Source organism: Vibrio sp. 9-16B-A1 (assembly GCF_056726165.1).
The window spans coordinates 13,876-27,833 of record NZ_JBSDZD010000022.1 but is presented as its reverse complement, the minus strand read 5'-3'; the positions used below and the strand labels follow the sequence as shown (position 1 = coordinate 27,833).

At 53.3% G+C, this 13,958-nt stretch carries 11 protein-coding genes; 3 read left to right on the top strand and 8 right to left on the bottom strand.

Annotated elements, in window-relative coordinates; genetic code table 11:
- Positions 1–5: 5 nt before the first annotated feature.
- From prpF to ACVB80_RS23155, 5 genes are all read right to left on the bottom strand, one after another.
- Positions 6–1,208: a 2-methylaconitate cis-trans isomerase PrpF gene (prpF, locus tag ACVB80_RS23175; protein WP_481083656.1), complete on the bottom strand. Its 1,203-nt coding sequence runs from the start codon at positions 1,206–1,208 to the stop codon at positions 6–8.
- Between the two features lie 2 nt (positions 1,209–1,210).
- Entirely contained in the window at positions 1,211–3,823 is a 2,613-nt protein-coding gene (acnD, locus tag ACVB80_RS23170) for a Fe/S-dependent 2-methylisocitrate dehydratase AcnD (protein WP_481083655.1), read from the bottom strand.
- Between the two features lie 32 nt (positions 3,824–3,855).
- Positions 3,856–4,986 (bottom strand): bifunctional 2-methylcitrate synthase/citrate synthase, encoded by a 1,131-nt coding sequence (prpC, locus tag ACVB80_RS23165; RefSeq protein ID WP_481083654.1) that lies wholly within the window; start codon positions 4,984–4,986, stop codon positions 3,856–3,858.
- Positions 4,987–5,068: 82 nt separating this feature from the next.
- Positions 5,069–5,971: a methylisocitrate lyase gene (prpB, locus tag ACVB80_RS23160; protein ID WP_481083653.1), complete on the bottom strand. Its 903-nt coding sequence runs from the start codon at positions 5,969–5,971 to the stop codon at positions 5,069–5,071.
- Positions 5,968–6,651, bottom strand: coding sequence for a GntR family transcriptional regulator (locus ACVB80_RS23155; protein WP_481083652.1), 684 nt, complete (start codon positions 6,649–6,651; stop codon positions 5,968–5,970). The genes prpB and ACVB80_RS23155 overlap by 4 nt, the downstream gene beginning before the upstream one ends.
- Before the next feature lie 374 nt (positions 6,652–7,025).
- Here ACVB80_RS23155 and ACVB80_RS23150 point away from each other — a divergent pair, with 374 nt between their 5' ends.
- Complete coding sequence (locus tag ACVB80_RS23150) at positions 7,026–7,496, top strand: YhcH/YjgK/YiaL family protein (protein WP_481083651.1); 471 nt, start codon at positions 7,026–7,028, stop codon at positions 7,494–7,496.
- A gap of 3 nt (positions 7,497–7,499) precedes the next feature.
- Entirely contained in the window at positions 7,500–9,239 is a 1,740-nt protein-coding gene (locus tag ACVB80_RS23145) for a methyl-accepting chemotaxis protein (RefSeq protein ID WP_481083650.1), read from the top strand.
- Between the two features lie 84 nt (positions 9,240–9,323).
- Here the strand turns inward: ACVB80_RS23145 and ACVB80_RS23140 are convergent, their stop codons facing one another.
- From ACVB80_RS23140 to ACVB80_RS23130, 3 genes are all read right to left on the bottom strand, one after another.
- Positions 9,324–10,289, bottom strand: coding sequence for a hypothetical protein (locus ACVB80_RS23140; RefSeq protein ID WP_481083649.1), 966 nt, complete (start codon positions 10,287–10,289; stop codon positions 9,324–9,326).
- 66 nt (positions 10,290–10,355) lie between these two features.
- The gene (locus tag ACVB80_RS23135; RefSeq protein WP_481083648.1) at positions 10,356–11,324 is read right to left on the bottom strand and encodes an ABC transporter substrate-binding protein; all 969 of its coding nucleotides are present in this window, start codon (positions 11,322–11,324) and stop codon (positions 10,356–10,358) included.
- Between the two features lie 11 nt (positions 11,325–11,335).
- A complete protein-coding gene (locus tag ACVB80_RS23130) occupies positions 11,336–12,301 on the bottom strand; it encodes an ABC transporter substrate-binding protein (RefSeq protein WP_481083647.1) in 966 nt (321 codons plus the stop codon).
- A 196-nt stretch (positions 12,302–12,497) separates the two neighbouring features.
- On the opposite strand from ACVB80_RS23130, the gene ACVB80_RS23125 reads away from it, so the two are divergent.
- The gene (locus ACVB80_RS23125; protein WP_481083646.1) at positions 12,498–13,904 is read left to right on the top strand and encodes a TolC family protein; all 1,407 of its coding nucleotides are present in this window, start codon (positions 12,498–12,500) and stop codon (positions 13,902–13,904) included.
- Positions 13,905–13,958: the final 54 nt, after the last annotated feature.

Sequence of the window (13,958 nt, the reverse complement as noted above, 5' to 3'; positions counted from 1 at the left end):
AAATCTCACGCAGCGCCGCTGCCTGGTTCACATGTGTCTGCGGGTACCCTTACCCAGCCTTCCATCAGTACTCTGGCACTGCGGCTCATACTCGCCTGCTCAACCTGCCAGCCCTCCTTACCCTTACCCGCTTTCGCTCCGACCGTCAGGGTTCCTGAAGGATGACCGAACGTCACCGACTCTTTCTCCCCGCCACCGGCAGCCAGGTTAACCAGCGTTCCCGGCACACAGGTTGCAGAAGCAATGGCGACCGCTGCAGTCCCCATCATGGCGTGGTGAAGTTTGCCCATCGACAACGCACGGACACGGAGGTCAATCTCCTCTGTCCGGACAATACGGCCGCCTGAAGTCGTGTATTCGGCCGGAGGCGCGACAAACGCCACCTTAGGTGTGTGCTGACGGGCAGCGGCTTCACTCAACTCGCTAATCAATCCCATTTTGAGTGCGCCATGAGCACGGATCTGTTCAAACATCGCCAGAGCTTTTTCATCACTGTTGATGGCCTCCTGAAGCTCGCTGCCACTGCAGCCAACCGCCTGCGCATCAATAAATATGGTGGGAATACCTGCGTTGATAAGGGTGGCTTTAAGTGTCCCGGTGCCCGGCACTTCCAGTTCATCAATCAGATTACCGGTCGGAAACATACTCCCGCCCGCTCCGGCCGGGTCAAGAAAGTCCACTGGGATCTCTGCGGCCGGAAAAGTCACACCGTCAAGCATGAAGTCACCGCACTCCTGAACCCGTCCTTTTGTTACCGGCACATGCACCAGAATCCCTTTGTTAATGTTGGCCTGCCAGACCCTGACCGTCATCACCCCGTTTTCAGGTAAACGCTCCGATGAAATAAGCCCAGCGTGAATGGCGAACGGGCCAACCGCAGCGCTGAGATTGCCGCAGTTGCCACTCCAGTCGACAAATGACTTATCAACAGAGACCTGGCCAAACAGGTAATCCACATCAAAACCCTCACGACAGCTTTTGGAGACGATCACTGTCTTACTGGTACTCGATGTTGCCCCGCCCATTCCGTCGATTTGTTTGGCATACGGGTCCGGGCTGCCAATCACCCGCATCAGCAGGCGGTCTCGCGCTTCCCCGGGTTGCTGCGCGGCCGGCGGCAGTTCATCGAGGCGAAAGAACACCCCTTTGCTGGTCCCGCCGCGCATATAAGTCGCCGGGATTTTTAGCTGTGGTTCAAAGCGCTGCATACTCACTCCTCACCTTTCAAAAAATCACGGGCAAAACGCTGCAGTACGCCTCCGGCCTTATAAACACTGACCTCATCGGCCGTATCCAGCCGGCAGGTGACCGGTACATCCAGCTTTTCTCCGTTTGCCCGGGTGATCACCAGCGCGAGGTCGGTACCCGGAGCAATATCACCCGCCACGTCAAACAGTTCGGTTCCGTCAAGCGCCAGAGTATGACGGTCTGTGCCGGGCTTAAACTCAAGCGGTAGCACGCCCATGCCAACCAGATTGGTACGGTGAATGCGCTCAAAACCCTCAGCAACAATGGCTTCCACACCAGCGAGACGAACCCCTTTCGCCGCCCAGTCCCGTGATGATCCCTGACCATAATCCGCACCCGCGACGATAATCAGAGGCTGACGCCGGTTCATATAGGTCTCAATCGCCTCCCACATCCGGCATACCTTACCCTCAGGCTCTATGCGGGCGAGTGAGCCCTGCAGCACTTCTCCGTTCTCACGCACCATTTCGTTATACAGTTTTGGGTTCGCCAGCGTCGCCCGCTGCGCGGTCAGGTGGTCTCCCCGGTGGGTAGCATAGGAGTTAAAATCTTCTTCCGGCAGACCCATTTTTGCCAGATATTCACCCGCTGCACTGGCAGGCAATATGGCATTAGACGGGGAAAGGTGATCGGTAGTAATGTTATCGCCAAGCAGCGCCAGTGGGCGCATACCAGTTAAAGATCGCTCTGCTGCCAGCGCACCTTCCCAGTATGGCGGTCTGCGGATATACGTACTCTGCTCACGCCACTGATAGAGAGGGTCAGAAGCAGCCTGTTCTGAATCAGGTGTAAACATTTCTATGTAGACCTGTTTAAACTGCTCCGGTTTAACGTGCTGACTGACGACCTGGTCTATCTCTTCATCCGTCGGCCAAAGGTCTTTCAGGCATACGGATTCACCATCCGGACCTGTGCCGATCGGGTCTTTCTCAATATCAAAACGGATAGTCCCGGCCAGAGCATAAGCAACGACCAGAGGCGGTGACGCTAAAAAAGCCTGCTTGGCGTATGGGTGGATCCTGCCATCAAAATTGCGGTTTCCGGACAGTACAGCCGTGGTGTAAAGGTCGCGCTGCGTGATTTCACCCTGAATCGCCGGGTCGAGTGCTCCGCTCATTCCATTACAGGTCGTGCAGGCATAACCGACAATACCAAAGCCCAGCTTCTCCAGTTCCGGCAATAATCCGGCTTCTTCCAGATAGAGACGCGCAACTTTAGAACCCGGGGCAAATGAAGTCTTCACCCAGGGCTGACGCACAAGACCAAGCTGATTGGCTTTTTTGGCAAGCAGACCGGCCGCTACCACATTGCGCGGGTTGCTGGTGTTGGTGCAGGAAGTGATCGCGGCAATGATCACCGCGCCATCCGGCATGGTATGTCCCTGCACCGTCTCTCCTGCCTGAGGCTGTTGCCACTCTCCTGCAATTCCACGCCCGGACAGCTCAGTTGTCGGCAGACGGCGATGCGGATTCGACGGCCCGGCCATATTTCGCCCGACAGCAGACAGGTCAAATTCCAGTACCCGCTCATAGTGCGCGTTTTCCAAATCATCAGCCCACAAGCCAGTCTGCCTGGCGTATCTCTCAACAAGTTCAACCTGGTTGCTTTCCCGGCCGGTCAGTCTGAGATAATCAATGGTCTGTTCATCGATATAAAACATCCCGGCACTGGCGCCGTATTCCGGCGTCATATTGGCAATCGTCGCCCTGTCTCCGATCGTCAGGGCTCCCGCCCCCTCGCCGAAAAACTCCAGATAACAGGAAACAACACGCTGCTCACGCAAAAACTCCGTCAGCGCCAGCACAATATCGGTCGCGGTGATCCCGGGCCTGCGCTCTCCGGTCAGCTTTACCCCGACAATATTGGGCAGGCGCATCATGGTCGGTCGGCCAAGCATCACGGTTTCCGCCTCCAGTCCGCCGACACCGATAGCAATCACGCCAAGCGCATCAACGTGTGGAGTATGGCTGTCAGTACCGACGCAGGTATCAGGATACGCAATCCCGCCTTTGGCCTGCACGACGGGTGACATCTTCTCCAGGTTAATCTGGTGCATGATGCCGTTTCCGGCCGGGATCACCTGAACGTTCTCAAACGCGGTTTTACACCACTCAATAAAATGGAACCTGTCTTCGTTTCGCCGCTCTTCGACTGCCCGGTTTTTATCAAACGCATCCGGGTCAAAACCAGCGTGTTCCACCGCCAGAGAGTGATCAACTATCAGTTGTGTTTCTACCACGGGGTTAACTTTGGCAGGGTCGCCTCCTTCTGCGGCAATGGCATCACGGAGCCCGGCAAGATCCACCAGTGCTGTCTGACCCAGAATATCGTGGCAAACCACCCTGGCCGGATACCAGGGAAAATCCAGATCCCGCTTTCGTTCAATAAGCTGTTTCAGGGAGTCCGTTAGCGCCGCCGGTTCGCAGCGCCTGACCAGGTTTTCCGCCAGCACCCGTGAGGTGTATGGCAACTGTTCGTACGCACCCGGTTCAATCGCGTTAACCGCTTCCCGGGCATCAAAATAATCCTGCCCGGTGCCGGGCAGAGGCTTTCGGTATTGGCTGTTGATACTCATCACTTCCATCCATGTAAAAGCTGTTATCCGGGTTACTGACGTTTTTCAATCGGCAACCAGTCCTGATGCTCAGGCCCGGTATAGTCCGCGCTCGGGCGGATAATACGATTGTTTTCGCGCTGCTCGTATATATGGGCAGCCCAGCCGGTCAGCCGGCTCATCACGAAGATCGGAGTAAACAGTTTGGTTGGAATATCCATGAAGTGATAAGCAGAAGCGTGGAAGAAATCCGCGTTACAAAACAGGTCCTTCTCGCGCTTCATCACGGCTTCCACCCGCTCGCTCACCGCATAGAGGTGAGTGTCCCCCACCTCCTGTGAGAGCGTTTTCGACCACTGCTTGATCAGGGCGTTACGGGGGTCACTTTCACTGTAAACCGCATGACCAAAACCCATGATCTTCTCTTTGTGCTCCAGCTTGTACAGGATCCCGGCTTCCGCCTCATCCGGTGTCTGCCAGTTTTCGATCATTGCCATTGCCGCTTCGTTTGCCCCGCCGTGCAATGGCCCGCGCAGGGTACCAATCGCCGCCGTCACGCAGGAGTGAATATCAGATAAGGTTGAGGCACAAACACGAGCGGCGAAAGTCGAAGCATTAAACTCGTGCTCCGCGTACAGGATCAGTGAGCAGTGCATTACCTGCTTATGCAGATCTGAAGGCGCGTTGCCAGTCAGCATTTTCAGGAAGTAACCACCGATACTGTCTTCGCTCTGATCGGCGGTATCGATTCGAATGCCATCGTGGCTGTAACGGTACCAGTAGCAGATGATGGCCGGGAACAGCGCCAGCATCCGCTCAGTCGCTGCCTGCTGCTGAGAAAAATCGTCTTCTGTTTCGAGATTACCCAGAACCGAGCAGCCGGTGCGCATTACATCCATGGGATGGGCATCAGCCGGGATCAGCTCCAGTGCCGCTTTTAACGCTGGCGGCAGCCCACGCAGCCCGACCAGTTTGGTTTTGTAATCATCCAGCTCTGCCTGGTTTGGCAGGTGACCGTTTAACAGCAAAAAGGCCACTTCTTCGAACTGAGCGTTATTGGCCAAATCCGTAATGTCATAGCCCCGGTAAGTCAGACCGGTTCCGGTTTTTCCGACCGTACACAGCGCTGTGGTACCTGCGCTCTGACCGCGCAGTCCTGCGCCTCCCAGTGGTTTGCCTGGCATAACGAACTCCTTATCTTTGGTTAAGTTAGTTTCACACTATTGGTTACTGATTTATGCTTTTTACTCCTGACCTCTGCGGGTCTTATTCACCGCCGCCCTGACTGAACAGGCGATCCAGTTTGTCTTCGTACTCGTGGTAATTCAGGTAGTCATACAGCTCTGCCCGGGTCTGCATACTGCCCAGCAGCGCTTCCTGATTTCCCTCACTGAGCAGGTGGCGGTACACCATCTCCGCAGCCTTGTTCATGGCACGAAACGCGCTGAGCGGGTAAAGCACCATGTCGACTCTGCTTTGTGCCAGCTCCTCGCTGCCGTAAAGCGGGGTTTGGCCAAACTCGGTGATGTTGGCCAGGATCGGTACTTTCTTCCCGCAGGCGGATTCCAGCGCCTGTGAAAACTGTTCATACTGACCAAGCTGATTCATCGCTTCCGGGAAAATCATATCGGCGCCGGCTTCAACACAGGCGATGGCACGCTCAATCGCACTTTCAATTCCTTCTACCGCCAGCGCATCGGTACGGGCCATCAGCACAAAGTTGTGGTCCGTTCTGGCATCAGCCGCTGCTTTAACCCGGTCAACCATCTCCTGCTTGCTCACAATCGCTTTATTTGGCCGGTGACCACAGCGTTTCTGCGCGACCTGATCTTCCATGTGCACCGCGGCCGCGCCTGCTCTTTCCATCACTTTAATGGTGCGGGCAATATTAAATGCGCCGCCAAAGCCGGTATCGATATCGACCAGCAACGGCAACTCACAGGCGTTGGTGATCCGCTCTACATCCACCAGCACGTCATTGAGGGTGGTGATGCCAAGATCCGGCAGTCCGTAAGAAGCATTGGCAATACCTCCACCGGAGAGATACACCGCCTGGTGCCCCAGCCTCTGTGCCATCATGGCGCAATACGGGTTAATGGTTCCGACGATCTGCAGCGGGTCGTTTTCTTCAACCGCCTGTCTGAATTTGGCACCGGGTGAAAAGGTCATGATGCATTCTCCTTTTGCTCGTCAAGTTGGTGTTGAATAAGCAGGCGGCTGCCCGCGATATGCCTGCGCATCAGCATCTCCGCCAGTTCGCCGTCGCCATTGCGGACGGCTTTCAAAATCTGTTTATGTTCTTCCAGTGCTTCAGCCGGGCGGGAATGGGAACGGGGAGACTGGTAACGGTACATGCGCAGCAGGTGATAAAGCTCATCACAGAGCAGCGTAACCAGCTTGCTGTTACGGCTGGCCTTGATGATCCGGTAGTGAAAATCAAAATCCCCCTGCTGATGGAAATAGGATTTACCGTCAACCTGGTCGATATGGCGGGAGTGCGCCTCAAGCAGCTTCTGCAGCGCCGCCAGCTCTCCCTGAGTGATATGAACAGCGGCCAGTCGTGCTGCCATCCCCTCCAGGGCTTCGCGCACTGCGTAGAGTTCAAGCAGATGGGTCGATGAACAGGTGATCACCCTGGCACCAACGTGAGGAATACGCTCAATAAGCCCCAGCCCTTCCAGGCGCATTATTGCCTCACGAAGCGGGCCGCGGCTGACCGAAAAACGTTTTGCCAGTTCCGGCTCGGAGATCTTGCTGCCTGCAGCCAGCTCTCCTTCAACAATCGCTTCGATTAGGACCGAGGTCAGATTTTCCGATTTGGTCGTTTCTTTGGCTTGTGTTGTGCTCATTACATTGCGTGGCCACATTATCTTAACATGCAAATAACATAAGCCAGCACCCGAACACTTTTCAAGCAGATTGTCGACAATGTAGACTAATGTCTAAGCCCCGCCCGGAAAGCGTTTCCATCCACATCCCGGCTCAACCTGATACAACTCAATATGTTAAACAAATGTCACCACCAGAATTAACAACTAACCAAATAAGGTTGTCTACAACTGTTGTTAACTCTGTTGTCAGTATCAGGGCTGTGATTCCGTGACCCGGATCACCTGTTTTGAGATTTCGCGAGATCTGACAGTGCTTTTCGCTCTCCCACCCTTGAGTGCTTTATCAGCATTTTTACTATCGCTGTAAACGAACTTTCAGAGACGGCCAAACCATGACCAAATACCACCTCAACAACCTTCAGGGCAGCGGGCAGCTTCCGGAGAAACTTCGCAACATCATCAATACCGTAAGAATTCAGCTGGAGCAGACCAGCCAGCCTGGTCATTACCCGCTGTCCGGTGACCATTGCTTCTACTTCATTGTTGAAGAAAACACCCAGCCCATTTCACTGACCCGCTCTGAAATCCACCAGCGTTATATCGATGTTCAAATCGTACTTGAGGGAGAAGAAACCTTCGGCTTCAGCGCAAAATCTCCGAAGAAGATTGAATGCGATCTGCTGGATGAAAAAGATGTCGCTTTCTGTGCTGAGCTGGAAGATGAACAGTTCGTGACGCTCAGCTCCTTTGAATTTGTGGTGTTCCTGCCCGGCCAGCCCCACCGTCCGCTGGTCGCGCGCCATGAACCTGGACCACTTAAGAAAGCGGTAATCAAAATCGATCAGGCACTGCTGCAGGAGTAACGTATGAGGAAGATGGCCTTTAAGCTGAAGCTGTTTCTGGTCGTTATCGCCATTGTTTCCCTGACGATGACAACCGCGTGGTTCAGCACTAACTACTTTATTCAGGACTATATCAGTGAACAGGAACACGACCGGATAGCCCGTGAGCTCAGGCGCGCAGAAGAAACACTCACCAGAGAGATTGCCACCAAAGTTCTGCTGGCAGAAAGCCTGACCGTCAAACTGACCAACATCGCAGCCCTTTCAGAAAAGACCGGGTTCTCCCATATCTATAAACTCTCCTACGGACTTATCTTCGGACAAGACGGCGAGATAGAAGATACCAGACAGCTGCAAACGCTGATGCCCCGCTTCGACACTCATGAGCCAGTCAGCGTCAGCAAGGTGTTTTTTGAGAACAGCGTGCCCATGCTGGCAATTGTGGTAAAACGCAGCGCGGATAGTGCCGACATGTTCATGGTGAATCTGTCTCTGGTTCAGAAGATGATGGATGAAATGAGCGTACCTGGCAGCTATATGGAACTTCGCGATGATCAGCAACAGGTCATTTTCAATAACGTTCAGCCAGGTACACTCCGGCCAATTCACAGTCCGCTTCAGGTCTTTGACCAGAAGTGGGAGCTCACCGGCTACATCGACCAGGATTTCATTGCCCACTCGGTAGACAAAATTAATGCCTCCATTACTTTTGCTATCTTCATTGCAGCCTGTTTCATCGTCCCGCTCAGCCTCGGCATGATCCACCTGACACTCAGACCCATTATGGCTTTGCGCGACATTGTAGCCGACCTCGCCGAAGGTGACGGAGACCTGACCCAGCGCCTTGAAGTGATCAATAAGGACGAGCTGAGTCAAATCGCGGCCAGCATTAACCTGTTTATCGAAAGACTTCAGAACCTCATGCTGTCTGTCGATACCTCACGCAGCCACATCAGCCAGCAAATTGGTCTGCTGGCTGAGCAGTCCGGTTCCAATCAGACAGTACTGATGTCTCATACCACGGAAACTGAGCAGGCAGCCGCCGCGGTCGAGCAAATGAGCGGAAGCGCGGATACCGTAGCGGCCAGTGCCCGGCACGCAGCCAAACTGACCGAATGTGCCAGCCAGAAGGCATCTGAATCCCGCGAGGCCGTACACACTGCTGTCAACTGCGTAGAGACGCTGCAACAGGATGTGGAGCAGATGTCTCACGCGGTCCACTCTATGAACCAGGAAACCCAGACCATCAGCCAGGTGCTGTCTGTGATTGGTGAAATTGCCGAGCAAACCAATCTGCTGGCTCTGAATGCGGCTATCGAGGCCGCCCGGGCCGGCGAGCAGGGGCGCGGATTTGCGGTCGTGGCTGACGAAGTACGCTCCCTCGCCGCCCGGACCCAGTCAAGCACCGGCGAAATCAAAGAAATGCTGTCAAGGCTGCAACAGGGCAGCCAAAGCGTGGTTGATGGTATGAATGCCACCCGAAACGGGTGTGAACGAGCAGCAGAGTCAACATCTGAAGTGGTGACTTCCCTGGAATCGGTGGCCGATTCCGTTAAGGAAATTGACGCGCTCAGCGCCACCATCGCCGAAGCCGCAGGAGAGCAAAACGCCGTGAGCAGTGAGATCAGTCAAATCATGGCCAGGCTGCAGACAATGGTAGATACCCTGAATCACAACAGCCGCCAGACCGGAAATTCCAGCCACCAGTTGGCCGATACCAATCAACGTCTGGAGTCTGTCGTTGGGCAGTTTAAACTGAGCTGAAGAACTCACATCCAAAACACTCCACACCGCCAGTTGGTGGTGTGGAGTACGACGATCATTGCCAGCATCACTATTCAGGCAGCATTATTCCAGCAGGACCGCTTTTTTCATTATGTCCTCTGGCAGGGTGAGCCCCCAGCGCTTCAGCTCCGTCCGGCTGAACAAAAAAGAACCCCGCTTTGGCGTGGCAATTGGTGGCATTACGCCGCTTTCAAAGAACTGATTAATAAGCTGAGCGGCAACATTTCCCTGATCAAGTGCGCTGATACTCAGGCCGCCCACGGCCTTCCTGGGCCCAACCGAATATGACCAAAATGCAAACACAGGGACCGGCGAATGCAGACTGGTCCAGTTACTGACTTCATCCATAGGTACCTTATCTCCGCTCTCATCGCTCAGTGCCGCGTAATTCGCAATGATCAGCGCATCATATCCCTGCTGTTTGGTTTTTCTGACCTCTGCCTTCCAGCTTACATAGTTGGAATGCAGCGAAGTCTCGACCCGGATTCCGGTCACATCCTGATTCAGTTTGCCGGAAAACGCCGTGCTGATGATGGCATTCGAGGTATGGTTGGCATCCATCATAATTTTGATACGCTTTACACCGGGGATCACCCTGCTGACCATGTGAGTGGACCGCTTAAGCAATGGCCGCTCCAGCACACCCGATATTGATGAGGCAATAGGAACGTAGTCACGGGGATTGGCATTGATCCCGAGAAAGAAGGTCGGGATCTTCTCTTCAACCAGGCGTGGGCCAAGAAAACGAAGGGCATTATCATCTGCCAGCAGCACCGCATCGGGAGATCTGTCACGAATATACTGCCAGGCCTCCTCTGCCTTTGCCTGGAACTGAGTTTCCGGCAGACGCTTGGTATCCATCTGAAACTCATGAATGTTCATTTCCCCAATATTATTGAAGAAGCCATAACGGTATTCCTTCACCCAGGGGTAGGAAAAATGATAACTGTGAACAAAAACCAGCTCTTTCGCGATGGCGCTGTATGAAAAGCAGAAGACAAGCAATGACAGTAAAAGAGTTCGTAACATGACCACTCCAGGATGCTTTAATCATGGCTTAATTGTAGTTTATTCAATTGGAAAGCAAGAAAGTCACTAACGTACAATCACTGATACGTCACGCAGTTTCTCTGGCAGAGTGATCTGCCAGCGTCTGAGGCCCGATTCACTGAAAACAAAACGGCCTTTTTCCGGTGTGACGATATTAGGCATCTTCCTGTTGGCGAAATAGTAGTTAACCTGCAAAGCCAGCGCCTTACCCTGCTCATAACCACTCAGGCAGAATCCACCTAACGCCCGTTGCGGCCCCACTGAAAACTCCCAGGTCGCCAGTACCGGCAGCCCGGCGTTCTCCGAGGTCCATTTATCTACCTGGTCAGACGGCACATGCGCACCGCTTTCATCTTTGAGCCGTGAATAAACCAAAAGCAGCACTGCATCGTAGCCCTGTCCGGCCGACAGGCTTACTTCCTGTTTCCACTGTTCAAAACGGGGCAGCATCAGCCCGTCGACCTGCACGCCGTTTACCACCTGACTCAGCTTGCCACCAAACGAGGTATCGAGAATCGCTTTTGAAGAAGGAGAATCGTCCATCAGTACCTTTAACCGGCGCACATCAGGCATAAACTGACGGATCTGGCTGACCGAGCGAAGCAAAAGAGGCCGTTCCAGTACCCCGCTGGTCATTCTGTTCAGCTCTACATATTCACGTGGATTTGCATTAATGCCGGAAAACAGAAGTGGCAGGTTGTTGTTCTGAACGAAAGGCCCTACAGTGCGCAACGCATTATCATCAGCCAGGATCACCAGACTGGGGCGCGAACGGGTAATATGCTGCTTGGCTTCCTCTGCCGCCAGGTCAATCTGCTCCGGTGCGAACTGACGTTTGGTATCCATCTCAAACTCATCAACCTGAATCTCCCGGTCAAGATGGAAGAAAAAGCCCTGACGGTAATCCTGAACCCAGAGATAATCCATGTGATAGCTGTGTACAAATGCTACTTTCTCTGCAACGGCAGGCAGGGCAGCAAAACCCAATACAATTACACTCAGCCATTTCCACATGCTTACTCACCTCAATCCATTAATACGGCTTTCTTTTCCAGTTCTTCAGGCAATGTCAGTTCCCAGCGATTGAGCTCAGACTTGCTGAAATAGAACGCACCAAGCCTAGGGGTCGCTATGGTTGGCATCACCCCGGTTTTATGAAACTCATTAACCAGATCTGCAGCCACCATCCCCTGTTCCAGCGCACTGATACTCAGCCCGCCTACCGCCAATCCCGGGCCAACCGAATAGGGCCAGAACGCAAACAGCGGAACAGAAGTATTCTCCCCGCTCCACCTGATCACCTCGCTTATTGGCACATGCTGCCCTTTGCTGTCCTTCAGGGCTGCGTAGTTATCCACTATCACAGCATCAAAGCCCTGCTCTTCACTGGTACTCAGCTCTTTTTTCCATTCATCAAAAGTAGCAGAGAGATACACCTCAACCTCAACACCGGAGATCTTCTGTTTGGTCCTGCCACCATAAGCCATCCGGATATTGGCCTGAGAAGTCGGGTTACTGTCCATCATGATCCGCAGATGTTTAATATCCGGTATTAATTTGGTGATCATATAAACAGAGCGCTTCATCATAGGCCTTTCCAGTACGCCGGAAAGGCGTGAAGTGATCGGCACGTAGTCCCTCGGATTGCCATTAATACCAAGGAACACGGTAGGAATATCAGCCTCGACCAGACGCGGGCCAAGGAGACGAAGTGCGTTGTCATCAGCCACGACGACAATATCCGGGTTATTTTTTGTAATAAAGCGCCAGGCTTCCTCTGCTATAGCCGGAAAATCCTCAACCGGACGGCGCTTGGTATCCATCTGATACTCAGTGATGTCGACATTCTTAATCCGGTTAAAAAAGCCACTTCGATACTCTTTCACCCAGGGATAATCAAAATGATAGCTGTGAATAAACACCAGATTGTCTGCCACAGCACTCAGCGGCAGCAAAACACTCAGAAGCAGAATGGCCAGTCTGTGTAACATCACAACCCCATCTTTTGATTTACCCTGATCCTAGTGTAGCTCAGCCATATAAAAGTAATGACATTATTGTGAACAGCATCACTATGTATAATGAATCGTTTCTGTTGTGCTGAGACGTCAAATAACTGCTTTACTTACCATGTATGATGCTTAAAATAGAGCTTATACTCTAATGGTGGTTTTATACGGACCTATTATGAAGAAACGAACTTTAGCGATACTACTGGGAGCCACTCTGTGTTCGGGTGCAGCATCAGCCCAGATGGTCAGTTTTGAACAGGCATGGGACATTGTTCAGAGCAACAATGACAACCTGGCCGCCTCAAGAGCCAATGTGCAGCGTTATCAGCACCTGCAGTCTTCCAAAGATGCCCTCAATCTGCCAAGTGTTAGTCTGTCTGCGAACTACACTATTCTGGATCAGGACATTACTGTGACCGGTAAACAGCTGGCGGATAACACCAACCTGCCACACCTGTCATCCAGTGGTAACCCCGCTATTGACCAAATTGTTGGTGGCGTACTCAGCCAGCTTGGCAATGTTACTACTACCATCAGTGACCGCCATGTTTACGGCTCATCCATCCGCGCCATCTGGCCTATCTTCACCGGCGGCAAAATCACCGCAGCGCAGGACATCGCAGCCGGGCAAACAGAAGAAGCGCAAAGCCAGTTCGAAATGGAGCGCCAGGCGCGCTTTGAGGACCTGAGCAAATACTACTTTGGTGTAGTGCTGGCCCAGGAAGTACTGGAAACACGCAAACAGGTAGAAGCCGGCCTGACCAAGCACCGCGATTTTGCCATCAAGCTGGAAAAACAGGGCCAGATCGCCAAGGTAGAACGCCTGCAGGCAGAAGCCTCACTGGATAAAGCCCGGGTCGAAGCCCAGAAAGCGCAGCGCGATCTCGACATCGCCAAAGCCGCACTGGCCAGCCTGCTGAACGAGCCGGAGCTGGAACTGCAAAGCAATCTGTTTACCAATCAGAACCTGCCGCCACTGGATGCATTTGTCGACCAGACCCTGACCACCTATCCGGGCCTGAGACTGCTGGATGCCAAAGAGAAACAGGCATCAAACCTGGTGAAAGTAGAACAGAGCAAGTACTACCCGAATGTGTACCTGTACGGTAACTACAGCCTGTATGAGCACGACAGCCTGGCAAGCCAGATGAAGCCAGACTGGCTGGTGGGCCTTGGCGTGAGCGTACCGCTGCTGGATACCTCCGGCCGCTCTGACCGTGAGCAGGCAGCGCACAGCGCAGTCATGCAGGTCCAGTACCTGCGCAACCAGGCCAGGCGAGACCTGAGCGTACTGGTCGAGAAAACCTATCTGTCTGCCGAGCAGGCGGTAGAAGAAGTTCACGGCCTGCAATCGAGCCTTAACCTGGCAGAAGAGAACCTGAAACTTCGCAGCAAAGCTTTTAATCAGGGTCTGTCGAACTCCCTTGAAGTGGTCGATGCCGAGCTCTATCTCGCCAGCATCCGCACCCAGCAGCATCTTGCACGATTTAATTATCTGATTTCACTGAGCAAACTGCTGGCACTCAGCAATGAGATGACCACCTTCAATCAATACGAGCAATCGGCGACCCAAAGCGAATAAGGAAACACCATGAACAAGAATCTACTTAAACCAGCCATCGCCGGTACTGCAGCG